Source organism: Streptomyces sp. NPDC048434, assembly GCF_043200375.1.
Classification (GTDB): Bacteria; Actinomycetota; Actinomycetes; order Streptomycetales; family Streptomycetaceae; genus Streptomyces.
In genome coordinates this window covers 137,652-161,598 of the sequence record NZ_JBICXQ010000018.1, presented here as the reverse complement: position 1 = coordinate 161,598, position 23,947 = coordinate 137,652, and the positions used below count along the sequence as shown (strand labels likewise).

28 protein-coding genes, 2 pseudogenes and 1 riboswitch are annotated in these 23,947 nt (G+C 71.9%); of the genes and pseudogenes, 11 read left to right on the top strand and 19 right to left on the bottom strand.

Annotated elements, in window-relative coordinates:
* The first annotated feature begins 4 nt into the window (after positions 1 to 4).
* Entirely contained in the window at positions 5 to 1,225 is a 1,221-nt protein-coding gene (locus tag ACGFWI_RS22225; RefSeq protein ID WP_393907698.1) for an MFS transporter, read from the top strand.
* Positions 1,226 to 1,516: 291 nt separating this feature from the next.
* On the opposite strand, the gene ACGFWI_RS22220 is transcribed toward ACGFWI_RS22225, so the two are convergent.
* Entirely contained in the window at positions 1,517 to 1,933 is a 417-nt protein-coding gene (locus ACGFWI_RS22220; RefSeq protein WP_393907697.1) for a VOC family protein, read from the bottom strand.
* Positions 1,934 to 1,943: 10 nt separating this feature from the next.
* Positions 1,944 to 2,393, bottom strand: a complete 450-nt coding sequence (locus tag ACGFWI_RS22215) for a helix-turn-helix transcriptional regulator (protein WP_393907696.1) — start codon at positions 2,391 to 2,393, stop codon at positions 1,944 to 1,946.
* A 282-nt stretch (positions 2,394 to 2,675) separates the two neighbouring features.
* Between ACGFWI_RS22215 and ACGFWI_RS22210 the strand changes: the two genes are divergently transcribed.
* Together ACGFWI_RS22210 and ACGFWI_RS22205 are read left to right on the top strand one after the other, a co-directional pair.
* Complete coding sequence (locus ACGFWI_RS22210; RefSeq protein WP_393907695.1) at positions 2,676 to 3,032, top strand: VOC family protein; 357 nt, start codon at positions 2,676 to 2,678, stop codon at positions 3,030 to 3,032.
* Between the two features lie 403 nt (positions 3,033 to 3,435).
* Positions 3,436 to 5,832: an ATP-binding cassette domain-containing protein gene (locus ACGFWI_RS22205; RefSeq protein ID WP_393907694.1), complete on the top strand. Its 2,397-nt coding sequence runs from the start codon at positions 3,436 to 3,438 to the stop codon at positions 5,830 to 5,832.
* 205 nt (positions 5,833 to 6,037) lie between these two features.
* On the opposite strand, the gene ACGFWI_RS22200 is transcribed toward ACGFWI_RS22205, so the two are convergent.
* Positions 6,038 to 6,931 (bottom strand): putative protein N(5)-glutamine methyltransferase, encoded by an 894-nt coding sequence (locus tag ACGFWI_RS22200; protein WP_393907737.1) that lies wholly within the window; start codon positions 6,929 to 6,931, stop codon positions 6,038 to 6,040.
* A 371-nt stretch (positions 6,932 to 7,302) separates the two neighbouring features.
* Complete coding sequence (locus ACGFWI_RS22195) at positions 7,303 to 8,013, bottom strand: DUF6882 domain-containing protein (RefSeq protein ID WP_393907693.1); 711 nt, start codon at positions 8,011 to 8,013, stop codon at positions 7,303 to 7,305.
* Between the two features lie 282 nt (positions 8,014 to 8,295).
* On the opposite strand from ACGFWI_RS22195, the gene ACGFWI_RS22190 reads away from it, so the two are divergent.
* From ACGFWI_RS22190 to ACGFWI_RS22180, 3 genes are all read left to right on the top strand, one after another.
* On the top strand, positions 8,296 to 8,715 hold the full coding sequence (locus ACGFWI_RS22190; RefSeq protein WP_393907692.1) for a hypothetical protein: 420 nt from the start codon (positions 8,296 to 8,298) through the stop codon (positions 8,713 to 8,715).
* A complete protein-coding gene (locus tag ACGFWI_RS22185; RefSeq protein ID WP_393907691.1) occupies positions 8,712 to 9,029 on the top strand; it encodes a winged helix-turn-helix domain-containing protein in 318 nt (105 codons plus the stop codon). Before ACGFWI_RS22190 ends, ACGFWI_RS22185 begins: the two co-directional genes overlap by 4 nt.
* Before the next feature lie 291 nt (positions 9,030 to 9,320).
* Positions 9,321 to 10,313 (top strand): aldo/keto reductase, encoded by a 993-nt coding sequence (locus ACGFWI_RS22180; protein ID WP_393907690.1) that lies wholly within the window; start codon positions 9,321 to 9,323, stop codon positions 10,311 to 10,313.
* Positions 10,314 to 10,370: 57 nt separating this feature from the next.
* Here ACGFWI_RS22180 and ACGFWI_RS22175 read toward each other — a convergent pair whose 3' ends face one another.
* Together ACGFWI_RS22175 and ACGFWI_RS22170 are read right to left on the bottom strand one after the other, a co-directional pair.
* Positions 10,371 to 10,745 carry a VOC family protein gene (locus ACGFWI_RS22175; RefSeq protein ID WP_393907689.1) on the bottom strand — a complete coding sequence of 125 codons (375 nt, stop codon included), beginning with the start codon at positions 10,743 to 10,745 and terminating at the stop codon, positions 10,371 to 10,373.
* Complete coding sequence (locus ACGFWI_RS22170) at positions 10,742 to 11,326, bottom strand: TetR/AcrR family transcriptional regulator (RefSeq protein ID WP_393907736.1); 585 nt, start codon at positions 11,324 to 11,326, stop codon at positions 10,742 to 10,744. Before ACGFWI_RS22170 ends, ACGFWI_RS22175 begins: the two co-directional genes overlap by 4 nt.
* A 199-nt stretch (positions 11,327 to 11,525) precedes the next feature.
* Here ACGFWI_RS22170 and ACGFWI_RS22165 point away from each other — a divergent pair, with 199 nt between their 5' ends.
* From ACGFWI_RS22165 to ACGFWI_RS22155, 3 genes are read left to right on the top strand one after another with little or no spacing between them, the layout of a single operon-like run.
* Positions 11,526 to 11,936 carry a VOC family protein gene (locus tag ACGFWI_RS22165; RefSeq protein ID WP_393907688.1) on the top strand — a complete coding sequence of 137 codons (411 nt, stop codon included), beginning with the start codon at positions 11,526 to 11,528 and terminating at the stop codon, positions 11,934 to 11,936.
* A 35-nt stretch (positions 11,937 to 11,971) separates the two neighbouring features.
* Positions 11,972 to 12,802, top strand: a complete 831-nt coding sequence (locus ACGFWI_RS22160; protein ID WP_393907687.1) for a class I SAM-dependent methyltransferase — start codon at positions 11,972 to 11,974, stop codon at positions 12,800 to 12,802.
* A 14-nt stretch (positions 12,803 to 12,816) separates the two neighbouring features.
* Positions 12,817 to 12,987, top strand: a complete 171-nt coding sequence (locus ACGFWI_RS22155) for a hypothetical protein (RefSeq protein WP_393907686.1) — start codon at positions 12,817 to 12,819, stop codon at positions 12,985 to 12,987.
* Between the two features lie 20 nt (positions 12,988 to 13,007).
* Here the strand turns inward: ACGFWI_RS22155 and ACGFWI_RS22150 are convergent, their stop codons facing one another.
* The 4 genes from ACGFWI_RS22150 to ACGFWI_RS22135 form a co-directional block, all read right to left on the bottom strand.
* Positions 13,008 to 13,574, bottom strand: a complete 567-nt coding sequence (locus ACGFWI_RS22150) for an NADPH-dependent FMN reductase (RefSeq protein ID WP_393907685.1) — start codon at positions 13,572 to 13,574, stop codon at positions 13,008 to 13,010.
* Between the two features lie 180 nt (positions 13,575 to 13,754).
* Positions 13,755 to 14,186: an ankyrin repeat domain-containing protein gene (locus tag ACGFWI_RS22145; protein ID WP_393907684.1), complete on the bottom strand. Its 432-nt coding sequence runs from the start codon at positions 14,184 to 14,186 to the stop codon at positions 13,755 to 13,757.
* A 153-nt stretch (positions 14,187 to 14,339) separates the two neighbouring features.
* Positions 14,340 to 15,359 carry an asparaginase gene (locus ACGFWI_RS22140; protein ID WP_393907683.1) on the bottom strand — a complete coding sequence of 340 codons (1,020 nt, stop codon included), beginning with the start codon at positions 15,357 to 15,359 and terminating at the stop codon, positions 14,340 to 14,342.
* Between the two features lie 52 nt (positions 15,360 to 15,411).
* Complete coding sequence (locus tag ACGFWI_RS22135) at positions 15,412 to 15,957, bottom strand: ABC transporter substrate-binding protein (RefSeq protein ID WP_393907682.1); 546 nt, start codon at positions 15,955 to 15,957, stop codon at positions 15,412 to 15,414.
* A gap of 370 nt (positions 15,958 to 16,327) precedes the next feature.
* Here ACGFWI_RS22135 and dtd point away from each other — a divergent pair, with 370 nt between their 5' ends.
* Complete coding sequence (gene dtd, locus ACGFWI_RS22130; protein ID WP_393907681.1) at positions 16,328 to 16,753, top strand: D-aminoacyl-tRNA deacylase; 426 nt, start codon at positions 16,328 to 16,330, stop codon at positions 16,751 to 16,753.
* Positions 16,754 to 16,936: 183 nt separating this feature from the next.
* Here the strand turns inward: dtd and ACGFWI_RS22125 are convergent, their stop codons facing one another.
* The 6 genes and pseudogenes from ACGFWI_RS22125 to ACGFWI_RS22100 all read right to left on the bottom strand — a co-directional run bounded on the left by ACGFWI_RS22125 (position 16,937) and on the right by ACGFWI_RS22100 (position 21,462).
* Positions 16,937 to 17,950, bottom strand: coding sequence for a YgfZ/GcvT domain-containing protein (locus ACGFWI_RS22125; protein ID WP_393907680.1), 1,014 nt, complete (start codon positions 17,948 to 17,950; stop codon positions 16,937 to 16,939).
* Between the two features lie 31 nt (positions 17,951 to 17,981).
* Positions 17,982 to 18,419 carry a Fur family transcriptional regulator gene (locus ACGFWI_RS22120; RefSeq protein ID WP_393907679.1) on the bottom strand — a complete coding sequence of 146 codons (438 nt, stop codon included), beginning with the start codon at positions 18,417 to 18,419 and terminating at the stop codon, positions 17,982 to 17,984.
* A gap of 47 nt (positions 18,420 to 18,466) precedes the next feature.
* Positions 18,467 to 19,119, bottom strand: a pseudogene (locus ACGFWI_RS22115) (ABC transporter substrate-binding protein).
* A gap of 13 nt (positions 19,120 to 19,132) precedes the next feature.
* Positions 19,133 to 19,540, bottom strand: a pseudogene (locus ACGFWI_RS22110) (ABC transporter ATP-binding protein); the annotation flags it as partial.
* Positions 19,540 to 20,634 (bottom strand): FecCD family ABC transporter permease, encoded by a 1,095-nt coding sequence (locus ACGFWI_RS22105; RefSeq protein ID WP_393907678.1) that lies wholly within the window; start codon positions 20,632 to 20,634, stop codon positions 19,540 to 19,542. The pseudogene ACGFWI_RS22110 and the gene ACGFWI_RS22105, both read right to left, overlap by 1 nt.
* A 125-nt stretch (positions 20,635 to 20,759) precedes the next feature.
* Positions 20,760 to 20,833: riboswitch (cobalamin riboswitch) on the bottom strand.
* A 41-nt stretch (positions 20,834 to 20,874) separates the two neighbouring features.
* Positions 20,875 to 21,462: an FABP family protein gene (locus ACGFWI_RS22100; RefSeq protein ID WP_393907677.1), complete on the bottom strand. Its 588-nt coding sequence runs from the start codon at positions 21,460 to 21,462 to the stop codon at positions 20,875 to 20,877.
* A 314-nt stretch (positions 21,463 to 21,776) separates the two neighbouring features.
* On the opposite strand from ACGFWI_RS22100, the gene ACGFWI_RS22095 reads away from it, so the two are divergent.
* Positions 21,777 to 22,142, top strand: coding sequence for a DsrE family protein (locus tag ACGFWI_RS22095; RefSeq protein WP_393907676.1), 366 nt, complete (start codon positions 21,777 to 21,779; stop codon positions 22,140 to 22,142).
* 22 nt (positions 22,143 to 22,164) lie between these two features.
* Here ACGFWI_RS22095 and ACGFWI_RS22090 read toward each other — a convergent pair whose 3' ends face one another.
* From ACGFWI_RS22090 to ACGFWI_RS22080, 3 genes are all read right to left on the bottom strand, one after another.
* Positions 22,165 to 22,452 carry a DUF3099 domain-containing protein gene (locus tag ACGFWI_RS22090; protein ID WP_030085403.1) on the bottom strand — a complete coding sequence of 96 codons (288 nt, stop codon included), beginning with the start codon at positions 22,450 to 22,452 and terminating at the stop codon, positions 22,165 to 22,167.
* Between the two features lie 176 nt (positions 22,453 to 22,628).
* Positions 22,629 to 22,916 carry a DUF1416 domain-containing protein gene (locus ACGFWI_RS22085; protein WP_030085405.1) on the bottom strand — a complete coding sequence of 96 codons (288 nt, stop codon included), beginning with the start codon at positions 22,914 to 22,916 and terminating at the stop codon, positions 22,629 to 22,631.
* 40 nt (positions 22,917 to 22,956) lie between these two features.
* The gene (locus tag ACGFWI_RS22080; RefSeq protein WP_393907675.1) at positions 22,957 to 23,802 is read right to left on the bottom strand and encodes a sulfurtransferase; all 846 of its coding nucleotides are present in this window, start codon (positions 23,800 to 23,802) and stop codon (positions 22,957 to 22,959) included.
* Between the last annotated feature and the right edge of the window lie 145 nt (positions 23,803 to 23,947).

The window sequence follows — 23,947 nt, the reverse complement described above, 5'->3', positions numbered from 1 at the left end:
ACGCATGCGCAGCTACCGAACCCTGTTCCGCACCCCGGAGTTCACCCCGTTTCTGCTCTCCTTCGCCGCCTACGCCGCGGCCCAGACGATCGGCGGCCTGGCCCTCGGCACGCTGGTCTTCCGGGCCACCGGCTCCCCGCTCCTGTCGGCGGTGAGCATGTTCGGCCCGCAGCTGGCGCAGTTGCTGGGAGCCACGTTCCTGCTCTCGGGCGCCGACCGCCTGCCCCCGCGCGCGGTCCTTTCCGGCCTCGGCCTCGCCTTCGCGGCCGGAACGGCGGTACTGGCGCTGCCCGGCCTGCCGGTCGGGGCGGTCTTCGCCGTCGTACTGGCGCAGGGCCTGATCGCGTCCCTGGGCGGGGGAGTGCGCGCGGGGCTGCTGAACGAAATCCTGTCGAAGGACGGCTATGTCCTGGGCCGTTCCGTGTTCAACATGCTCTGGGGCCTGATGCAGGTGGCCGGGTTCGCAACGGGCGGCGCGCTGCTGGCGCTCCTGACCCCGAGGGCGTGCCTGCTCCTGGCGGCGGCGCTGTACGTGATGTCGGCCCTCGGCAGCCGTCTGGGCCTCACGGCCCGCCCACCGCGCTCCACCGGCCGCCCGTCCATCTCGGCGACCTGGCGCACCAACGCCCTCCTGTGGTCCTCGCGCCCCCGCCGCCTGACGTACCTGGGCCTGTGGATCCCCAACGGCCTGGTGGTCGGCTGCGATTCGCTCTTCGTCTCCTACGCTCCCGGGGCGGCCGGGACGCTGTTCGCGTGCGGGGCGCTGGGCATGTTCGTGGGCGACGTGACGGTGGGCCGCCTGGTACCGCCCGCGTGGCGTCCCCGTCTCGCGGTCCCGCTGCGCCTGCTGCTGGCGATGCCGTACCTGTTCTTCGTCCTGCGGCCGGGAGTGGCGCTGTCGGCCGTGGCCACCGCCGTCGCCTCCGTCGGCTTCGGCGCGAGCCTGGTCCTGCAGGAACGCCTGATGTCCCGCACTCCCGACGACCTCGCGGGCCAGGCACTCGGCCTGCACTTCGTCGGTATGTCCACCCTGCAGGGTGTCAGCGCGGCCCTGGCGGGCACGGTGGCCCAACTGACCTCCCCGGCCACGGCGATGACGGTGCTGGCGGCCGGATCGGTCACCGTGACCCTGACCCTCGCGGCGCTGGGCAGGCACGAGGAACGACAGTCGGCCGTACCCGGTACGGGTCCGGGCGTTCTGCCGGAACCCGCCGCCACGGACTAGCCAGGTGTGCTGTCCGGCGGATCCGGCCGGCTGCAGGCAACGGCGCCTTATCAGTGCAGGTGAGCGGGGTTTGATGGGTGCAGTGGCAAGGCGGAGGAGGGCGTCGGAGCGGAGCGTCGGCAACCGACGACAACGCCGCCGGGGGTGCCCCCTCTGACGCTGACCGGCCACTTTCCGGTGCCGTTCACGAGCGGCGAACGGCCGGCCCGGAGTGGACCGGGTTCATCCGGGTTCATCCGGGCGACGCGGTCCGGAGCCCCGGGCCCCTGAGCCGGGCCCGGGGCCGACGGCTCACTTGCCGAGGGGCTGGTTGAAGCGCAGCAGGTTGCCGGCGGGGTCGCGGAACGCGCAGTCGCGGACGCCGTAGAACTGGTCCATCGGCTCCTGCAGCACCTCGCCGCCCGCGGCGCTGATGCGCTCGAAGGTGGCGTCGCAGTCGTCCGTCGCGAAGATGACGCCGCGCAGCAGGCCCTTGGCCATCAGCTCCGCCATGGCCTGTCGGTCGTCCGGTGAGGCGTTCGGGTCGGCGAGCGGCGGTTCCAGGACGATGCTCACGTCCGGCTGGGAGGGCGCCGCGACGGTCACCCAGCGCATCCCCTCGAATCCGACGTCGTTGCGTACCTCAAGTCCGAGTACGTCGCGGTAGAAGGCGATCGCCTTGTCGTGGTCGTCGACGGCGATGAAGCATTGGGAAAGCCTGATGTCCATGCCGTTCACGCTACGGCCGAGGGGCGGTGCTCGCTTCTCCGTTCCTGACCGGCCGTGTGTGGATCTTGGCCATGCATGCCGGGATGGCGGCGCCATGGTCATGGTTCCGGGCCCGATAGCTGCTCGGGCTCTCGCCGACCAGCTCGCTGAAGCGCGAGCTGAACGACCCCAGCGACGTACAGCCCACCGCGAAGCAGACCTCGGTCACCGTGAGATCGCCGCGCCGCAGCAGCGCTTTGGCCCGCTCGATGCGGCGGGTCATCAGGTAGCCGTACGGCGTCTCGCCGAAAGCGGCGCGGAAGCTGCGGGAGAAATGGCCCGGCGACATCAGGGCGCCACGCGCCAGCGCCGGGACGTCGAGCGGCTCCGCGTAGTCGCGGTCCATCCGGTCGCGGGCCCGCCGCAGCCGGACGAGGTCGTCGAGCTCCTGCCGTCTCACGCGGTCAGTTTCCCACAGCATCCGAGGTCGGTGACGAGGAACTTGGACGGTGCCCCGGAGCCGGAGCGCCACGCGGCGCGCGCGACGGCGGGGATCCGTCGTGCGTCGCGAAACAGGTGCGTCGCGGAACAGCTGCCCGGACCGGTCAGGATTCGAGAAGCGCGGGTCACAAAGCCGCGGCTAGCGTGACTGCCGTGGACTTCCCCCTTCACCTCCGGGGCGATCGGGCTGCCGGTTTCTCCGGACTTTCCGTTCGACCGTAAGCCGGACGGTCCCCACCGGATCCAAGACTCAGGAGTGACCATGACCAGCTCATCCACCCAGGGAATCAAGACCGTGCTGCATCCCGTGTCCGACCTCGCGGCGGCCAAGGAGGTGTACGCCGCCCTGCTCGGCGTAGCGCCGCAGGCCGACGAGTCCTACTACGTCGGCTTCGAGGCCGCGGGCCAGCACATCGGGCTGGTGCCGGGCGGCGGACCGCAGGGCATGACCTCGCCGGTGGCCTACTGGCACGTGCCGGACATCGAGGCGAAGCTGGCCGAGGTCACCGCAGCGGGTGCCACGGTGAAGGAGCCCGCGCACGACGTCGGTGGCGGCCGCCTGGTGGCCACCTTCACCGACCCCGACGGCAACGTCCTCGGGCTGCTCCAGGACCGATGAGTGCCGCCCGCCGCTCCCGCGCCCGGCGTCGTCCCCCGCCCCCGTGCCCGGTGTTGTCGCGACACCGGGCACCGGCTCGGCCGCGACATCGGTGTCCGGGGGGCCGGTGCCTCGGCGGCCGGGGCGCCGTACCCGGTGCCGCTATCCTTCGGCCGGGACGGCGAGGCACTGCCGATGGCCACGCCGACGGACAGCCGGAGCGGCGGGGCGCACCTCACGGCCGCAGGCCGGGGGAGAACCTGGCCGCCACCCGGGCCGTTCGGCCGGGGACGGGCCACCCCCGCGACGTGTACATGATCGAGGGCGAAGCTGAGGTCCTCGATATCGCTCGAAGCCGGTCGGATCGGGCCGGGCGAGGCCTACGGAGACCGCGCAGGCGGCCCGCCCAACAGAGGGAGACACGATGAGCACGGTCACGAGGACGGGCACGCAGTCGCCCGCGCTGCACGATGCCGACAGCCACGATGTGATCCGCGTGCACGGCGCGCGCGTGAACAACCTCAAGGACGTCAGCGTCGAGCTCCCGAAGCGCCGGCTGACGGTGTTCACCGGCGTCTCCGGCTCGGGCAAGAGCTCTCTGGTGTTCGGCACGATCGCCGCGGAGTCGCAGCGGCTGATCAATGAGACCTACAGCGCCTTCGTACAGGGCTTCATGCCGACACTGGCGCGGCCCGAGGTCGACGTACTCGAAGGTCTGACGACCGCGATCATCGTCGACCAGCAGCGGATGGGCGCCGATGCCCGCTCCACGGTCGGCACCGCCACCGACGCCAACGCGATGCTGCGCATCCTCTTCAGCCGACTCGGGCAGCCGCACATCGGCTCGCCCAACGCGTTCGCCTTCAACGTCCCCTCGGTCCGGGCGAGCGGTGCCCTCACGATCGAACGCGGTGCCGGCAAGACCGTGAAAAAGACCTTCAACCGCACCGGCGGCATGTGTCCGCGCTGCGAAGGCCGGGGCACGGTCTCCGATATCGACCTCACTCAGCTCTTCGACGACTCCAAGTCGATCAACGAGGGCGCGATCACGATCCCCGGCTACAGCGTCGACGGCTGGTACGGCCGCATCTTCAGCGGCTCCGGGTTCCTCGATCCGGACAAGCCGATCCGTAAGTACACCAAGACGGAGCTGCACAACTTGCTCCACAAGGAGCCGACCAAGATCAAGGTCGACAACATCAACCTGACGTACGAGGGCCTGATCCCGAAGCTGCAGAAGTCGATGCTGTCCAAGGACCGGGAGGCGATGCAGCCGCACATCCGGGCGTTCGTGGAGCGGGCGGTGACGTTCACCGGGTGCCCCGAGTGCGGCGGCACCCGGCTCAGTGAGGGGGCCCGGTCGTCGCGGATCGGCGGGATCAACATCGCCGATGCGTGCGCGATGCAGATCAGCGACCTGGCCGGATGGGTCGGCGGACTCGACGAGCCGTCGGTGGCGCCGCTGCTGACGACGCTGGGGGCGACGCTCGACTCGTTCGTGGAGATCGGGCTGGGCTACCTCTCGCTCGACCGGCCGTCGGGCACGCTGTCGGGCGGCGAGGCGCAGCGCGTCAAGATGATCCGCCACCTCGGCTCCTCGCTCACCGACACCACCTATGTCTTCGACGAGCCCACCACGGGCCTGCACCCCCATGACATCCAGCGGATGAACGACCTGCTGCTGCGGCTGCGCGACAAGGGCAACACGGTGCTCGTCGTGGAGCACAAGCCGGAGACGATCGCGATCGCCGACCACGTCGTCGACCTCGGCCCCGGTGCCGGCACGGCGGGCGGCACCGTCTGTTTCGAGGGCACCGTCGAGGGGCTGCGGGCCGGCGGCACCATCACCGGACGCCATTTCGGCGACCGGGCCGCCCTCAAGGAGACGGTGCGCAAGCCCACCGGCACGCTGGAGATCCGCGGGGCGACGACGCACAACCTGCGGGACGTCGACGTCGACATCCCGCTCGGGGTGCTGGCCGTCGTCACCGGTGTCGCCGGCTCCGGCAAGAGCTCGCTCGTGCACGGGTCGCTGGTCAACGGTTCCGCCGGCGCGGAGGTGGTGTCGATCGGCCAGGGCGCGATCCGCGGCTCGCGGCGGAGCAACCCGGCGACGTACACCGGACTGCTCGACCCGGTCCGCAAGGCCTTCGCGAAGGCCAACGGCGTGAAACCGGCCCTGTTCAGCCCCAACTCCGCGGGCGCCTGCCCCACGTGCAACGGCGCCGGCGTCATCTACACCGACCTGGCGATGATGGCCGGCGTGGCCACCACCTGCGAGGAGTGCGAGGGCAAGCGGTTCCAGGCAGCGGTTCTCGACCACCACCTCGGTGGCCGCGACATCAGCGAGGTGCTCGCGATGTCGGTGGCCGAGGCGGAGGAGTTCTTCGGCGCCGGCGAGGCGCGCACGCCGGCCGCGCACAAGATCCTCGGCCGGCTCGCCGACGTCGGGCTCGGCTACCTCAGCCTCGGCCAGCCGCTCACGACGCTGTCCGGCGGCGAGCGGCAGCGGCTCAAGCTGGCCACGCACATGGCCGAGAAGGGCGGCGTCTACGTCCTCGACGAGCCGACCGCCGGCCTTCACCTCGCCGACGTCGAGCAGCTGCTCGGTCTGCTCGACCGGCTCGTCGACTCCGGCAAGTCGGTCATCGTCGTCGAGCACCACCAGGCGGTCATGGCGCACGCCGACTGGATCATCGACCTCGGCCCCGGCGCGGGCCACGACGGCGGCCGGATCGTCTTCGAGGGCACCCCCGCCGACCTCGTCGCCGCCCGCTCCACCCTCACCGGCGAGCACCTCGCGGCGTACGTCGGCACCTGACCGGGCCGGGGGGTCGGGGCCGGAGTCCCGGTCGAGGGCGGTCGGGGCGACCGGGTCCGTCTGACCTCGTCCGGGCCGCGTTCGCCTGAGGACAGGCCCCTTGCCGCCACGGTTTTGCTGCCGCCGTCGTGACGAGGCCTCCGCTGCCACCCCGTCACGAGGCCTCCGCTGCCACCCCCGTCACGACGGCACCGCTGCCACCCCGTCACGACGGTTTTCCTGCGCCTCCCGCGTCCGCAGGCCGGGTCCCTATGACGACCGTGGCGTAGAGCTCGTCGGAGTCGGCCACCCGGGGGAGCAGCCCGTTGCGGGTAAAGGCGTCGACGGCCCGCGGTGCCTGCCGTTCGCTCGTCTCGACCAGCAGATGGCCCCCCGGTGCCAGCCACCGGGGGGCGGCCGCGGTCACCCGCCGCAGGACGTCGAGCCCGTCCGCGCCGCCGTCGAGCGCGACCAGCGGCTCGTGCTCGCGGGCCTCGGGCGGCAGCAGCCCGACCTCTTCGGTCGGTACGTAGGGAACGTTGGCCACCAGGATGTCGATACGGCCGCGGAGGTCCGCGGGCAGCGCGTCGAAGAGGTCGCCCTCGTGGACCGCGCCGCCGGCGGCGGCGATGTTGCCGCGGGCGCAGCGCACCGCGGCGGGTTCGATGTCGGCGGCGTACAGCTCGACCCGGCCCAGGGCGGCGGCCAGCACGGCGCCCACCGCGCCGGAACCGCAGCACAGGTCGACGACGACCGGGAGCCGCCCGGTGCGCTCGGCGGCCCGGAGACCGAGCCCGACGGCCTGGCCCACGAGGAACTCGGTGCGGCGGCGCGGTACGAACACCCCGGGATCGACGGTGATCCGCCGCCCGCAGAACTCCGCCCAGCCGACGACGTGTTCCAGGGGCTGGCCGAGGGTGCGCCGCTCCACCATGGCGGCGAGTTCGTCGGCCGTACGGGCGGTGGCGAGGAGCAGCTCCGCCTCGTCCTCGGCGAAGACGCAGCCGGCGGCGCGCAGCGTGGTGACGACGGCGGAGCGGGAGAGGGGTGCGGAAGAGGGTGCCGCAAGGGGCGAGGAGAGAGGTGACGGGGAGGAGAGAGGTGACGGGTGGGACGGCATCGGAGCGGACGACATGTGAGCCTTTCGGGGCGCCGAGGGCGCTTCCCGGGTCACGTGCGTCGGGCGGTCACCTGCATCGGGTGGACCGTACGGGCGTGAGCCGGGAGCGCCTGCCTGGTCTGGCGGGGAATCGGTCTCACCTCCTGGTCGGTCCACTACTGGGGGCGCAACATTACCTGACGGGGCCGCGGCGCACAGGTGGGCGGGCAAGGCCCGATGCCGGCCCCTGCCTCTCCCTCCTCTCTCCCGCCGCGGGCGCCACGGGTGCCGGTACGGGGCGCGTGCGGCGCCGGCCCGTCGATTCAGTGTGCTGTCGATCGTCGATTCAGTGCGCTGCCGGCCACCGGTTCAGCGTCCCGCCGGCCGCCGGTTCAGCGCGCGGCCGGCCCGCCGATGCCGCCGACCTCGACCGCGCCGATGCGTCCGGCGTCGTCGAACGAGACCTCGACCGTGGTGCCGGTGGGCAGGTCCGCGCTGATCCGGCCGGGGGCGTGGCGCTGGGGCAGCCGGTGGTGGCCGAAGTAGCCGGCCACCACCGCGTGGGCCGAATTGCCGTGCACGTTCGCGCCGGTGAGCAGGGTGCGCGGCAGGGTGACCGGGTCGGGTGCCGCCCACGGGACCTGCGCATCGTCCGGCACCATGTACAGCCGGGCATCCTCGCTCGCCTGGACGCCGAGGTAACCGGCCGCGCCCAGTACGCCCATCGCCCCGAACGTCAGGGTCTCCACGGCCACACGGGGATCCGCACACCCCGACAGATCGACGCGTTCCTCGGTGAACTCCCGGATGCCGTGCGTCTGCCCGTACTGCCGCACCGCCTCCGCCGCGCCGACCGCCGGCATGTCCCGGAATCCGGGATTGGCCCATCCCCACAGCCATGAACCGTCGGACGCGTCATAGCTGCCGAGTACGGAGATGCGCAGGTCACGGCCCGCCTGGCGGTAAATGCACTGCGCCAGATCGGCGGTCCACGGGCCGGTCGGCAGAAAGGCGTTGAACGTTTCGAGCTGCTCGGCACCCCAGGCGGCATGCGGCTCGGTCAGTCGGACGAAGGCGTCACTGAAAGGGGAGGGGGAGTTCACGCCATCCGACCCTAGCGAGCGTGCGAGCACGGGGGAGCGTCGGCCCCGGAGTTCCGGTGCCCGGCCTTGCACCGGCGAGACGAGGGGCGAGACGAGGGGTGAGACGAGGGGCGGGGCGAGACGGGGGGCGGGCATGGGGCTGGAGCGTCGAGGCGGATCAACGGCTCGCTCGCAGGGGGCAGTTCGCGCCGGGGCATGGCTGGAAAGTACTTGTCATACCGGAAAGTACTTGTCACGCTGGATGCAGGAAGTCGGAGCAGCATCAGTTGTCGGGGGGACGGCATGTCGGAGTACGCCTCGAAGGAAGCGGCGGCCGCACTGGACCGTGTGCGGAAGTTGAGCTCGACGGTGCGGGACGGCGCGAAGTGGTCCGTCTGGTACCAACTGGTCTACGGCTGCGCGGCCGCGGTCCTGGTGCTCTCCATCGGGCTGCTGGGCCGGCCGTACGGGCTGGCGATCGGCACTGGCTTGTGGTGTGTCACCATCACCGGGCTGTCGGTCTATGCGGCCCGGCAGCGCGTCGCCAGGCGCGGGTTCGGCTGGCGGCACGGCGTGATGATCGCCTCCTGGGGGCTGCTCTACAGCGCGGTACTGGTCCCTGGCACCATGTGGTTCCCGGGGGTCCTGGCGTGGTGGGTGCCCGGCGCACTGGTGGTTGCCCTTCCCGGGCTGATAGGCGCGTACTTGGAGGCCCGGCGGTGACGGACCCGCATCCCGGGGCACATCCGCGTCATGCGCTCGACGAAGTGATGCACGCACCGGTCCGCTTCTCCATCGTGGCGACCCTGGCGGCCGCCGAAAAGGCCGAGTTCGCCTTTGTCCGCGACACCGTCGAGGTGAGCGACTCGGTCCTGTCGCGGCAGGTCGCCACCCTGGAGAAGGCCGGCTATGTCGCCGTCACCAAGGGATATGTCGGCAAGCGCCCGCGCACCTGGCTCGCCCTGACGTCCGAGGGCCGCACCGCCTTCGCCGCGCACTGTCAGGCCCTGCGGGCGATAGCGGGCGACGGCGGGTGACAGCGACGGCCGCTGACGGCGGCCAGTGGCTCAGGGAGGGCAGGGCCGGCAGAGCACGGAGCCCGCCAGAGGACAGGGCCCGCCAAGCGCAGCCGGCCGCCCCAGCCAACGAGCCGTGGCGCACAGCGCCCTGGCGATGCCGTGTTGACTTCGAGCGCGCTCCAACTCATAGCGTCCGGGACGGGATGCCGGTACAGGTCCGCCACGAGGGCCCCGGGGTTCAGGAATCAGGGAGGGATCAGGGTCGGTGATCCGGGTCCGTCCGTCGTACGTCCAGGAGGTAGCAGCAGCATGACCACGACGAACATCCCGTCGCGTCACCTCGGCGAACTGGTGGTTTCCGCGCAGGGGCTCGGTTGCATGGGGATGAGCCATGGGTACGGGGAGTCGGACGACGCGCAGTCGGTGGCGACCATCAACCGGGCGCTCGACCTAGGTGTGAGCCTGCTGGACACCTCCGATTTCTACGGGGCGGGGCACAACGAGGAGCTGATCGGCCGGGCCGTCGCCGGCCGGCGGGACGAGGTGGTGCTGGCGACGAAGTTCGGGTTCGCCAACCGGCTCGGTGAGCCGACCGCGATCCGTGGCGATGCCGCGTACGTACGGGAGGCCTGTGACGCGTCGCTGCGCCGGCTCGGGGTCGATCACATCGACCTCTACTACCAGCACCGCGTCGACCCGGACGTGCCGATCGAGGAGACCGTCGGTGCGATGGCCGAACTCGTCGCGGCGGGCAAGGTGCGGCACCTCGGGCTGTCCGAGGCGGGCGCGGCGACCCTCCGGCGGGCGCATGCGGTGCATCCGATCGCCGCGCTGCAGAGCGAATGGTCGCTGTGGACCCGCGATCTGGAGCAGGAGATCGCGCCGGTGTGCCGTGAACTCGGCATCGGCCTGGTGCCGTTCTCGCCGCTCGGGCGCGGCTTCCTGACCGGGCGCTACACCTCGGTGGAGGGGCTGCCGGAGTCGGACCTGCGCCGCGGCCAGCCGCGCTTCGCCGACGGCAACCTGGAGCAGAACCTCGCCATCGTCGAGCAGCTCGACGCACTCGCCGCCCAGAAGAGCGTCAGCACCGGTCAGCTCGCCCTGGCCTGGGTGCAGCACCGCGGGGACGACGTCGTGCCGATCCCCGGCACCCGCCGGGAGAAGTACCTGGAGGAGAACCTCGGCGCGCTCGCCGTCGAGCTGACCGCCGCGGAACTCGCCGCGATCGACGCCGCGGCACCGGCCGGCCGGATCGCCGGCACGCGCTACGACGAGGCCAGCATGACGTTCGTCAACAGGTGACGCGGCCCAGGGCTGTCGGAGCCCGCGGGGGAACTGCGACAGCCGGGAGGCGCTCGCTCACACCGGCGACATGACCTCGTAGAGGTTGCGGGAGTCGTCGCGGAAGAACAGGCCCCGGGCGCACAGTGGATGGTCGGTCCGGCCGTTGTCCGGCGCGGCGGGGTCATTGCCGTAGGGGATGCCGGCGGCCTCGATGCGGGCCAGGATCCCATCGAAGGTCTCGGGGTCGACGTCGAAGGCGAGGTGGTGGCCCTCGGCGTCCGGCACGGTCATGAAGTCGAGGGTGAGCGTCTCGTTCACCCGGACCGGGGCGAAGTGTCCCAGGCGCCCGGCCGGCGGGAGCTCCGGCAGGCCCATGACCGAGGCGAAGAAGCGGGCGGCGACGCGGTGGTCGGCGGCCGGGACGATGGTGTGGTTGAGGGTCACGGTCATCGGTCGCCCCCGGGGTGGTGGAGGGTGCCGCGCAGCAGCACGTCGATGAGTTCATCGGGTGTGAGCGGGGCATCGGCGTCCGATACCGGCGTCTGCAGCCGGGTGAACAGCAGGCCCAGAAACGCGGCGGAGACCTTTTCGGGGCTCAGCCGGAACGCGGCCCGGTCGGGTTCGATCAGCTCGATGACGGCGTTGCGCAGGGCGGTGACGGACTCCGCCCGGCGGTCCCGCGGCGGACCGCCCCCGTCTTCGCTGCCGGCGCCGGGTTCGCGGCCGCGGAGGTGCCCGGAGCCATGGAGGGCTCCGATGACGGTGCCCATGCGTTCCATATGCGCGCGCAGCGCCTCGGCGGCTTCGGTCAGCCGTACGGCGAGCGGTTCGTCCAGGGAGACCGAGGCGAGCTCGCGCAGGACGTGGTCCGTGCCGGCCGCCTCGGCGACACAGGCGTCCAGCACCTCGTCCTTGTCCTTGAAGGCCCGGAAGATCGTGGCCTCCCCGATACCGGCGGCGCGGGCGATCTGGCTGGTGGTGATGGCCGCGCCGTACTCCGCCACGAGCGGCAGCGCGGCGGCCACGATCATGGCCCGGCGCTGCTCGACGCTCATGCCGGGGGCGCGTTTACGGGAGGTTGGGGTCATGGCTCCACGGTACGGAGTGAGTACTCACTCCGTCAATGGGTGCGCGCATCCGTCCCCCGCTCCTTAGACTTCTTGCAGCGCGACAGGGCCGGTGCCGACGGCCGCTGAGCAGGGCCGTCGCCGTACGGAAGGACGGCGCGCCATGGACTGGAAGCTCGAACTGGTGCCGATTCCGGTGACCGACGTGGAGCGGGCGAAGCGCTTCTACAGCGAGCAGATGGGCTTTGCCGTCGATCACGACATGAGCGTCGGCGGCGAGGTGCGCGTGGTGCAGCTGACGCCGCCGGGGTCGGGCTGCTCGATCGTCATCGGCGCGGGCGACGGGATCGCGGAGGCGAAGCCCGGTTCGGTGCAGGGGCTGCAGCTGGTGGTCCCCGATATCGCCGCGGCCCGCGCGGAGCTGGTCGAACGGGGCGTGGTGGCCGGCCCCGTACAGCATGTGGAGGACGGGGCGATGGCGGACGGGCCCGGCGGGACTTGGAACTCGTTCGTCTACTTCAGCGACCCGGACGGCAACGGCTGGGCGCTGCAGGAGGGCCCTCCCGGGAACTGAGGGACACGGGGCCGCGGGGCTCCTAGGGTCGGTGGATGGCGACGGTTCAGGAAGAATTTCTGCGGACCTTTCATGCCGCGCATCCCGCGGTGACCGTGCGGGCGTTGGCCCATGGGCGGGCCGGGGACGGCCGTTCCAGTTACGAGATCCTGCGGGACCGGATGGCGGTGTGCGGCCGGGTGCTCGATCTCGGCTGCGGCGACGGGCTGCTGCTGGAACTCCTCGCGGAGCGGGAAGCGGGTGCCCGGCGAACGCTCGCCGGGATCGACCTGTCCGCCGAGGAGTTGACGCTGGCCCGTGGCCGGCCGGGCGTCGAGGGGGCGGACCTGCGGGTCGGCCGGGCGCAGCAACTGCCGTTTCGCGACGGCCGGTTCGACGGCTGTGCCTCCCATATGGCGTTGATGCTGATGAGCGAGGCGGATCAGGTGGCGGCGGAGCTGGCACGGGTGCTGGAGCCGGGCGGGACGCTGGCCGTGGTCCTGGGGGGCGGGGCGGCCGGGGGTGAGGCGTGCGAGAGGTTTCTGCAGCTGGCCAAGCCGCTGTTCGCGTCGGCGCCCGCGGAGCAGCGGATCCCGTCGCTCGGGGACCCGCGGCTGCGCACCCGCGAGGGCTTCGATGCGGTGTTCCGCCCGGCCGGATTCGGCCCGGTGGAGTGGGAGACCGTACGGATCGATCTGTCCGGCCCGCCCGAACAGATCTGGCGGACCGTCAGTGGCTACTACGACCTCGGCCCCTTCGACGCCGCGGTCATGACGGATCTACGGACCCGCTTCGAGGCGGAGTCGGCGGCGATGGCGCTGCCGGACGGCCGCATTCCGTGCGCGATGAACGTGCATCTCGCGACGGCCGTACGGCGCGATACCTGAGGGGACCGAGCGCCATGGAGGGCGGGCTGCCGGGGGACCGTGCCGCCGTGGTGCTGATCCATCTCGCCATGACGGGGCGGATGCTGGAGCGGCTCACGCTGCCCGGGGTGGTGCCGGCCGACGAGACGGACGGTCCGGTCTCGGCGCCCGTCGACCGTGCGATCGGGCCGGCGGGCGAGGGGTAACGGGCCCGCCGGGTGCGGCCTCAGCCGCCGTACGGGCGGCTCGCACGGGCCTCGCGGAGGGCCACCGCCCACCAGGTCAGCTGATCGAGCAGGGTGTCGGCGGCCTGGGTGGCGGGGGCCGGGTCGCGCAGTCGGCCCGCATCGTCGAAGAGGTTGCCGGCGAGTGAGAAGCTCACCGTTTCGCGCACCGTGGTGGCATGCAACTCGGCGAACACCAGCCGCAGTTGTTCCACGGCGCGCAGGCCGCCGGAGATCCCGCCGTACGAGACGAAGCCGACCGGCTTGGCCTGCCACTGGCCGTGCAGCAGGTCGATGGCGTGCTTGAGCGGGGCCGGGAAGGAGTGGTTGTACTCCGGCGTGATCACGACGAAGGCGTCCGCCTCGTCGACCCGCTTGGCGAAGGACTCGTACTCCTCGCTGCCGTAACGGAGTTCGTACGGGCGGACGGTGTCCAGGTCGATGACGTCCACGTCGATGTGCGGATGGCTTTCGGTGTGCCGGGTGAACCAGTTCGCGATGACGGGCGCGAACCGGCCCTCCCGGGTGCTGCCGATGATCACTGCGAGGCGGTAGGGGTGCTCGGACATGTGGGGCCCTTCGTGGCGTGGCACGTGCGTCGGTGGGCGGCGGCGTTGCCGTCGAAACCCGACGCTAAGACCTCAAGCGGACTTGAGGTCAAGCGTGTGGTGCCCCACAGGAGCCTTGCTCACGGGCGGGCTGCCGGGGCCCCGCCCATCGGGGCCCCGGCTACCGGGCCGGCTACCGGGTCACTCCGCCCCGAACAGCTTCAACAGCTCCGCCTTCTCGAACATCCGGGCCGTGTCGATCGCCGAGGGCGTGCCCGCCGTCGGGTCCGCGCCGTGGGCCACCAGGACCTTGATGACCTCGTCCTCGGCCTTGAAGACCGCGCCGGCCAGCGGCGTCTGACCGCGGTCGTTGGGGCGGTCGGCGTCGGCACCGCGCTGCAACAGCGCCTCCACGGTGGCGGGATGACCGTGGTACGCCGCCAGCATCACGAGCGAATCGCCCTTGTCGTTCGTCAGGTTGGCGGGGACGCCCGCGTCCACATACGCCGCGACGGTGTCGGTGTCGCCGTGCCGCGCCAGGTCGAACACCTTGGCCGCGAGCTGCAGTACCTCGGGGTCGTGCGCGTGCTCGATCGCCTCGGGCCCCTGCGGCTCGGAATTAGCGTCGCTCATGGTCGCCGGCCTCCTGCTGTGGTGGGTGGTACGTGCGTGCACTGTGTCCTCGCCACCTTATGCAGGTCACCGCCGTGGGGGCAGCGGGCGCGGGGGCACGCCGTGCGGTGGCGCCGGCCCCGCGCCCCCGGCCGCGCCGGCCGGGCCCCGCCCTCAGAACGCCGCGCGGATCTCCCCCACCCGCGCGCCGCCGCCGAGGAGCGGGGCGTCCGCGAGGCGGGCCAGGACAGGGTCGTCGATGTCCATGAGGCGCAGGGTGCGGGCGAGGACCGGGCCGAGGGTGCGGGTGGCGCCGTCGTCGATCTTGAAGGCGAGGGCGCGGCCGTCGGGGAGGGCCAGGGCCTGGACGGCCTCGGCGCCCATCTTGGCGAGGGTGCCCGGGAGGGCCTGCATCAGCCAGGTGTCGGGGCGGCGGGTGCCGGCGACGTACTCCGGGTGGGCGCGCATCGCGTCCGCGACCCGCCGCTCGGGGGTGCCGGGCTCCGCCATGACGAAGTACCGGAAGGCGCGGGCCAGTCCCGTCAGCGAGAGGGAGAGCAGCGGCGCGCCGCAGCCGTCCGTGCCGACGTGCGCGACCTCCTCGCCGCTCGCGGTGCGGACGCCGTCGGCCACCAACTGCTGCAGCGGGTGCGCCTGGTCGAGGTACGAGGCGAGCGGCCAGCCGTTGAGCGCGGAGGCGGCCAGCATCGCGGTGTGCTTGCCCGAGCAGTTCATCGTGAGGCGGTCGCGGCCCCGGCCCGAGGCGAGGTACGCCTCCGCCTCCTCGGGGTCCAGCGGCAGATCCGCCGGTGTCTGCAGATCGTCGGCGGTCAGACCGTGCTCGGCCAGCATGGTCCGTACGAGATCGAGGTGGAAGGCCTCGCCGGAGTGGCTGGCGGCGGCCAGCGCCAGCCGCTCGCCGGAGAGGTCCAGGCCCGCCCGCAGCACGGCCGCGGCCTGCATCGGCTTGTTTGTGGAGCGGGGGAAGACCGGGGTGGTCACCTCGCCCAGTGACCACTCCACGCTGCCGTCCGCCGCGAGTACCACCAGGGAGCCGCGGTGCCGGCCCTCGACGAAGCCGGAGCGGACGACCTCGGCGAGGACGGGGGAAGCGGGAGAAGGTGCCCTCACCGCGGAGCCCGGGGACGCGGCGGCTTCCGGGATCGGTGCGGATATCGGAGTGGGCGAGGTCATCGGCGGCCTTCCGGGGGAGTGACCCGTTGTCCCCCGGAGGCTTGTGGCCCGGTCAGGACAGCAGGTCGTCTACTTGCGCTTCGCCTTCACGGTACCTGCGGGCGATTTCGGCACTGCAATCGTCGGTGGTGCGCTGCAGTGACTGACGGCGACGCGACACCTGCTGTTCGTAGCGGATCAGCCGGCCCATGGCGTCCTGCAGTTCCTGGTCCGTCCGCGCGGTGAGGTCGGACAGCTCCACCTCGCCGAGCATCTCCTCGGCGAGCCTGCGGTACTCCTCGCTGTGCGGAGTGCCGACCGTCACATGCCGTGCCGAGGAGCGGTGCCGTGACGGCAGGTCCGTCAGGATCTCCGGCAGCCGGTCGAGCAGGGGGGAGTGCTGCGCGGAACGGCGGGCGATCTCGGCGCGCAGAATGTCGATCCGGCCCTGCAACAGCCGTCGCAGATAGCTGAGATCGGCCTCTTCCTGCTGCGAGTCGCGCCGCACCACCCGCAGCTCGGGCAGCCCCAGACCGGACAGCTCGGGCGTCGTGGCCGGACGGCAGGGGTCGCGCTGCTGCGGGGGGCGGGGATGCTGCGCCTGGCCTGCCTGGAGCATGGGGCCGTCCTCGGTGCCGGGGGGTTCGACGCGAGCCGTTGCCGTGGTCGTCGTCAGGGCGCTGGGGGGTGGTGGGGTGGTGGGGGCCGGAGCTGCGGTGTCTGTCGTGGGGGCGGTTGAGGTCGTCCGACCGGTCGGTGTCGTACGGGCGGTTGGTACGGGACCGGGTGTCTGTCCGGCGCCGAGAGTGCTCATGGGTCGTTCCGTCCCCTCGTCCGGTGCCGCTTCCTGGGCATGTTGTCCATGAAACGCACCACGTGCACGCATCGTGCCACTCTGGGCGGTCCTTCTGCAGGGCCATGGCACCCGAACGGCCCCTGCAGGGGCACGGCTGTCCGAAGCCGGTGGGGTGCCCGGCATGATGGCGGGTATGCGAGCTGTGGTGCAAAGGGTTGACGGCGCACGCGTCGAGGTGGCGGGCGAGACGGTCGGGGAGATCGTCGGTGAGGGGCTGTGCGTGCTGGTGGGGGTCACGCACGAGGACACCCCGCAGAAGGCGGCGCAGCTGGCCCGCAAGCTGTGGTCGGTGCGGATTCTGCAGGGCGAGAAGTCCTGCTCGGACACCGCGGCGCCGCTGCTGGTGATCAGCCAGTTCACTCTCTACGGTGACGCCCGCAAGGGGCGCCGCCCCACCTGGAACGCGGCGGCCCCGGGACCGGTCGCCGAGCCGCTGGTCGACGAGGTCGTCGCACAGCTGCGGGAACTGGGCGCCCATGTGGAGACCGGCCGCTTCGGTGCGGACATGAAGGTGTCGCTGACCAACGACGGGCCGTTCACGGTGCTGGTGGAGGTGTAGGCCCCGCCGCCGGGCACTCCGTGGGCACCTGGGCGCCCGGCCGGGCCGCCGGGCACCCCGTAGGCGCCCGGCCGGGCCGCCGGGCACCCCGTAGGCGCCCGGCCGGGCCGCCGGGCACCTCGTAGGCACCGGGCCGGGCCGCCGGGCACCTGGGTGTCGCGGCCTTACGGCGCGACGACGGCCTTACGGCGCGACGACGGCCTCCTGCGCCGCGGCCGTGCCGCCCGCCATCAACGGCGCGTCCAGCGGAACATTCCGCTTGACCAGGGCGAGCGCGATCGGGCCGAGCTCGTGGTGGCGGGCCGAGGTGGTGATGAAGCCGAGCTGCCGGCCCTCCTCGCCGTCCGAGGCGAGGCGGACGGGGGTGCCGTGCGGCGGCAGATGGACCTCGCTGCCGTCCAGGTGCAGAAAGACCAGCCGACGCGGCGGCTTGCCCAGGTTGTGGACCCGGGCGACGGTCTCCTGGCCGCGGTAGCAGCCCTTCTCCAGGTGCACGGCGGTGCCGATCCAGCCCAGCTCGTGCGGGATGGTGCGGTGGTCGGTCTCCAGGCCCAGCCGGGGGCGGTGGGCCTCGACGCGCAGCGCCTCCAGCGCCAGGACGCCGATCGCCGGGCCTGCGCCGGGCATCGTCCGGGAGCTCCCCCCGGTGAAACCCTCGGCGAAGGACTCCAGACCGGCCCGTGGCAGGAACAGTTCGCGGCCGTGCGCGGTCTCGCGTACGACGGCGCTCCCGGGCGCCTCGGCGATGGAGCCGGCCGGCAGATGGACGACGGCGATCTCGTCCGTGCGGTCGGCTACCTCGACCCGGTAGAAGAACTTCATGCTCTCCAGGTAGGCGATCAGCGCCTCCTGGTTGCCGGGTTCGGTGTGCATCCAGGTCGTCTCGCCGTCGTCGACGAGGTAGACCGCATGCTCGATGTGGCCGTGCGCGGACAGGATCAGCGCCTCGGTGGCGTGGCCGGGCGCGAGATCGCTGACGTGTTGGGTGAGCAGCAGATGCAGCCAGCTCAGCCGCTCGGGGCCGGTGACGGTGACCACGCCGCGGTGGGAGAGGTCCACGAAGCCGGAGCCGTCGGCGAGGGCGCGCTGCTCACGGAAGAGGTCGCCGTAGTGCGCGGCGACGCCTTCGTCGGGGGCCTCGGCAGGGACGGCGCCGGGCAGCGACAGCAGGGGGCTGGCGGGTGATGGTCGCAGCATGAGGCCAGCCTACGACTCGTCGGCGACTGCTTCAGCCGTCGCCCTCGGCGGCCTTGTCACGGCAGGCCGCACACCGCCCGAAGATCGCGAAATGCTTCATATCCGTCTCGAAGCCGAACTGTTCGCGCAGCTGCGCCGTGAACGGCTCGGCCACCGACAGATCCGCCTCGATGACGTCCGTGCAGTCCCGGCACACCAGGTGGATGTGGTGGTGGCGGTCGGCGAGGTGGTACGTGGGTGCGCCGTGCCCGAGGTGGGCATGGCTGACCAGGCCCAGCTCTTCGAGGAGTTCCAGGGTCCGGTAGACCGTGGAGATGTTCACCCCGCCCGCCGTCTTGCGCACCTCGGTGAGGATGTCGTCAGGGGTGGCGTGCTCCAGCCTGTCCACAGCCTCCAGTACGAGCTGACGCTGCGGGGTCAGGCGGTATCCGCGCCTGCGGAGGTCGCTCTGCCAGTCGGTGGTCACCACACAGCCAGTGTAGGAGGACGGGCGGCGGGTGTGCGTGGGTTGCCGCTTCAGCCGGCCGCCCGTACGCCGCGCAGAGAGCGGGCCAGGTCGCTGACGGCGGCGGGGTTGCGGGGGCTCTCGACGAGCTCGGCATAGTCCATGACGTAGATCCGGTCGTGCTTGACCGCCGAGACGCCGGCGAGCGGGGCGTAGGACTTCAGGAAGGCCTTCTTCTGTGCGGCGGAGGTGTCGCCGTAGTTGTTGATCACGATGACGTCGGGGTCGCGGTCGACGACGGTCTCCCAGCCGACGGTCGTCCAGGAGTCCTTGAGGTCCTTCATGACGTGGTTGCCGCCCGCCTTGGTGATGATGTCGTGCGGTCCGGCGTACTTGCCCGAGGTGAACGGCTTGTCGCGGCCGTCGTCGTAGAGGAAGACGGTGGGGCGTGCGGCGGGTGCGGGGGCCTTGGCCGCGGCGTCGGCCACCTGGTGCCGGTACTTCTTCACCAGGGCTGCGGCACGGTCCTCGACGCCGAGCCCAGCGCGAACATGATCTCGGTGATGCCGACGTCGTTGGTGACCACCCGGCGGGGGGCCTTGTCGTAGGTGGTGCGGGTGCCGCAGTTCTCGATGGTGACGGGGTAGTGGCCGGAGGCCCCGACGGGCTGCCGGGCGGCTGCGTCATTTCTGTCGCCGGAGACCTTCGCGCCGCAGCCGGTCAGGGCGAGCGCGAGGGAAGCCGCGTCCGGCCAGCTGGTCCGCGCCGACCCGGGCCAGCGCCCGCGCGCACCGTGCGGTGTCCTCGGCGCTCGCCCGGCCCGCCCCGCGCTGATGCGGCAGCCGCCCCATCGCGACGACCTCGGCCACGGTGAAGTCGAACTCCGTACTGGTCTCCTGGGGCAGCGCGGCCAGCAGCCGGGCGCCCTCGCGCGCGTCCATGGCGTGCAGGTCCGCGCCGTCCAGCCGTACGGTCCCGGCGGCCGGGCGCAGCGCGCGGTAGACACAGCGCAACAGGGTCGATTTGCCACTGCCGTTGGGGCCGACCAGGCCGACCAGCCGGCCGCTGCCGGCCCGCAGCGTGATGTCGTGGACCAGCCGTTTCCCGGCCACCTCCACGGACACTCCGGTGACGTCGATCCGCATCAGGCGCCGCCTCCGAAGGTGTAGCCGCGCCGCCGCATCAGCAGGACGAAGCAGGGCACGCCGATGACGGCGGTGAGCACGCCGACCGGCAGTTCGACGGGCGCCAGCAGCACCCGGGAGAGCAGATCCACCCACACCAGCAGCACCGCGCCGAGCAGCGGTGCGACGGCCAGCACCCGGCGGTGGTCGGCGCCGACCAGCATCCGGGTCACATGCGGCACCATCAGCCCGACGAAGCCGATCGCGCCGCTGACCGCGACCACCGCGCCGGTGACGGCGGCCGCGACGACGAACAGCTCGCGGCGCAGCCGGTGCGCGTCCACGCCGAGGGCGGCGGCGGTCTCGTCGCCCATCGCCAGCGCATTCAACCGGCCCGCGGACAGCAGCAGATGGGCCAGTGCGGCGGCCACCGCGGCGGCGGCGATCGGTACCGAGCCCCAGCCGGCCCCGCTCAGGCTCCCGAGCAGCCACATCATCGCCGAGCGGGCCGCCTCGCCGCGGTCGGCGGTGAACACCATGAGGGTGGTGACGGCGGAGAAGCCGTAGTACATCGCGGTGCCGGTCAGCACCAGACGCAGCGGGGTGAGCCCGTGGGCGGTGCGGGCGGCCGCGTATACCAGGGCCATGGCGAGCAGCGCGGAGACGAACGCCGACACCGACAGCGCCCAGACGCCCAGGGCGCCGAGCGTCCCGAAGAGGAGGACGGCGTTGGCGCCGACGGCGGCGCCGGAGGAGATGCCGAGGACGAACGGGTCGGCCAGGGCGTTGCGGACCAGGGCCTGCACGGCGACGCCGACGGCGGAGAGCCCGGCGCCGACGACGGCGGCCAGGACCGCCCGTGGGAAGCGCAGCTCCCAGACGATGGTGTACGCGGAGGCCTCGTCCGCCGAGATCGTCCCGCCGGTCAGCCCGGCGCCCAGATAGCGCACCACCTGAGCCCAGCCGAGGCCGGCCGCGCCGAGTCCGGCCCCGCACAGCAGCGAGCCGAGCAGGACGGCCGTGAGGACGGCGCTCAGGGGCGGTACGGGCAGGCGCCGGGGCGGCGCCGATGCGCCGGTCCCGGCCGTCGTCGGATGCGCGGTGCCAGTCGCCACGGTCGGTCGGCCGCCTCGGGGTCGGGCCGTGTCCGTACGTACCAAGGGGCGGCCCGGGACCGCGCCGGTCCGGTGGCATCCCCTCGCAGTCCACGGCGAGTTGTGCGGGAAGCTGTGCGCACCACGGGCAATCGGGCTTGCGGAAGGATGCCTTCCGCCCACCGTTGCGGGTCAGCGCCGGACTTCGACCGGCTTCCCCCGCGGGGCGCTGGCGGGGAGAGCGGGGCTCTCCCGTCGTGCTTACGGGTTGTAGGGCGTGCCGTCGGGACGGAAGAAGGACACGCCGTCCGGCACGTCGTCGGGGAGGTTCTCCGCCCACTCCTTGAGGTCGGCGACCTTCTTCAGATGCGCCGACATGTACGGCCGCAGCGGTACGTCCGGGGTGGACTTCTCGCCGACCCACATCAGGTCGCTGTTGACGTAGCCGTAGAGCCGCTTGCCGCCGCTGTACGGGCCGGAGGCGGGGGTGCGGGCGATGGCGTCGGTGGCCAGGTCGATCTGCGGCTTCTGGTCGGCCAGCTCGCCGTACCAGACCTCCACCACGCCCTGGTCGCGGCACATCACGATCTCGACCTTGCGGTCCGCGTCGATGCGCCAGAAGCCGCTCTCGCTCTCCAGCGGGCGGACCTTCTTGCCCTCGGCGTCGAGCACCCAGCTGTGCGAGGTGTACTCGAGGAAGTCACGGCCGTCGTGGGTGAAGCTGACCTCCTGCCCGAAGTTGCACTTCTCGGTGCCCGGGAAGTCGGCGACGCCGGCGCCCTCCCAGTTGCCGAGGAGGAAGGCGAGCGGCACCAGGGCCGGGTTCAGGTCGGACGGGATCTCGATCATGAGAGCTCAGACGATCTATGTGGAGGGGAACCGACAGGCGCGCGCGGGGCGCTCCTCAAAAAACTGGTGGGTGGGGCTGCCACCCGGCGGTAGCCGTGGAGCGACGGCTCAGCGCTGGCCCTGGTACAGCTTCTTCCAGGTCAGACCGGCGAACGCGATCACGCCGACGGCGACCAGAACCAGCAGGGTGGTGAAGAATGCCTCAAGCACGAGCGCGCTCCCTGAACGGAGTGAGGGTGTAACGGACCGCCTGAGAGTCTAGTCGGCGGCGGTGACAACGGCGCTGTGAGGTCCACCGCGCCTACTCTTGCCTCATGGCGAAGAAGCTCGTGATCAAGGTGACGGCGGGTGCGGATGCGCCCGAGCGGTGCTCGCAGGCGTTCACGGTGGCGGCGGTGGCGGTGGCCAGCGGTGTCGAGGTGTCACTGTGGCTGACCGGGGAGTCCGTGTGGTTCGCGCTCCCCGGGCGGGCGGCGGACTTCGAGCTGCCGCATGCGGCGCCCCTGCCGGAACTGATCGACGGGATCCGCGCCGGCGGCGGCGCGATCACGGTCTGCACCCAGTGCGCGGCCCGGCGCGACATCGAGCAGAAGGATCTGATCGAGGGGGCCGGGATCGCCGGTGCCCAGGTGTTCGTCAGCGAGATCATGCCGGACGACGTACAGGCGCTGGTGTACTGAGGCCCGCGGGCGCCCGGCGCGCCTACTGGGGGTGCTTGTCGTCGCCCCGGTCGTCCAGCTCGCGCCACCAGCGGTCGGACTCCGGGTCGCCGGACTCGTCCCACCAGCGCTCACCGGGCTCCCGGCGGTTGCCGATGATCGCCGCGACCGGCGGAATGACCATGGCGACGACGCACATGCCGACCGCGGCCGGTACCGACCACAGCCGCACCACGCCCCAGGCCAGGACGAACAGCACCAGGCACACGCCCATGAGGACGAAGTACCTGCGATGGCGGCGCTGTACGGGCGACCGGCGGTGCGCGTCCATAAATCCACGGTAAGTCCGCGCGGGGCAGGACAGAAGTCGGCGGGTGAAACGCCGTTCGCGCCCCGGACGGCGCGGAGGGCCGCACCCCCAGTCAAGGCGTCCAAACCTCTGGGGTGCGGCCCTCCGGCCGTACGGATCGTGGCGAGGGCCCCTGCGGAGCACGGCCACTCCCGCCGTCAGACAGCGATGGCAACCTCCGCCAGGCCGCCCTGCTGGGCGACGACGGTGCGGTCGGCGGTGCCGCCCGGGACGAGCGCACGCAGCGTCCAGGTGCCCTCGGCCGCGTAGAAGCGGAACTGTCCGGTCGCGGAGGTGGGAACCTCGGCGGTGAACTCACCGGTGCTGTCCAGGAGGCGGACGTAACCGGTGACGGGCTCGCCGTCGCGGGTCACGCTGCCCTGGATCGTGGTCTCACCGGGCTTGATGGTCGAGGCGTCCGGGCCGCCTGCCTGTGCTCCACACATAGGGGTACTTCCTTGAGGGGTTCGGGAGAAGCTTGCTTGCTTACTTGGCTGCGCCGAGTTCGATCGGCACGCCGACCAGCGAGCCGTACTCGGTCCAGGAGCCGTCGTAGTTCTTGACGTTGCTCTGGCCGAGCAGCTCGTGCAGGACGAACCAGGTCAGCGCGGAGCGCTCACCGATGCGGCAGTAGGCGATGGTGTCCTTGGCGAGGTCCACGGACTCACCCTCGTAGAGGGCCTTGAGCTCGTCGTCCGACTTGAAGGTGCCGTCGTCGTTGGCGTTCTTCGACCACGGGATGTTGCGGGCGCTGGGCACGTGGCCGGGGCGCTGCGACTGCTCCTGCGGGAGGTGCGCCGGGGCGAGCAGCTTGCCGCTGAACTCGTCGGGGGAGCGCACGTCGACCAGGTTGAGGTCGTTGATCGCGGCGACGACGTCGTCCCGGAAGGCACGGATGGAGGTGTCCTGGGCCTTGGCCTTGTACGCGGTGGCCGGGCGCTGGGGGACCTCGGAGCCGTCGACCAGGTCGCGGGAGTCCAGCTCCCACTTCTTGCGGCCGCCGTCGAGCAGCTTGACGCTGCTGTGGCCGTAGAGCTTGAAGTACCAGTAGGCGTAGGAGGCGAACCAGTTGTTGTTGCCGCCGTAGAGGACCACGGTGTCGTCGTTGCCGATGCCCTTGGCGGAGAGCAGCTCCTCGAAGCCCTCCTGGTCGACGAAGTCGCGGCGGACCGGGTCCTGGAGGTCCTTCTTCCAGTCGATCCGGACGGCGTTCTTGATGTGGTTCTTGTCGTAGGCCGAGGTGTCCTCGTCAACCTCGACGAGGACGACCTTCGGGTCCTCCAGGTGGGCCTCGACCCAGTCGGCGTCTACGAGGACGTCGCTACGGCTCATTTTCTTCTCCTCCGGGGCAGTTACGGGGGGTGGTGGCAGAGTTCCACGCGGGTATGCCGGATACGCGCCGGCGACTTCCGGACGGGGTACCGGGGCGGCGCTGCGCCGGGACGCGTGGGGGCGCGGCCTCGGCGGCCGCCGGGGA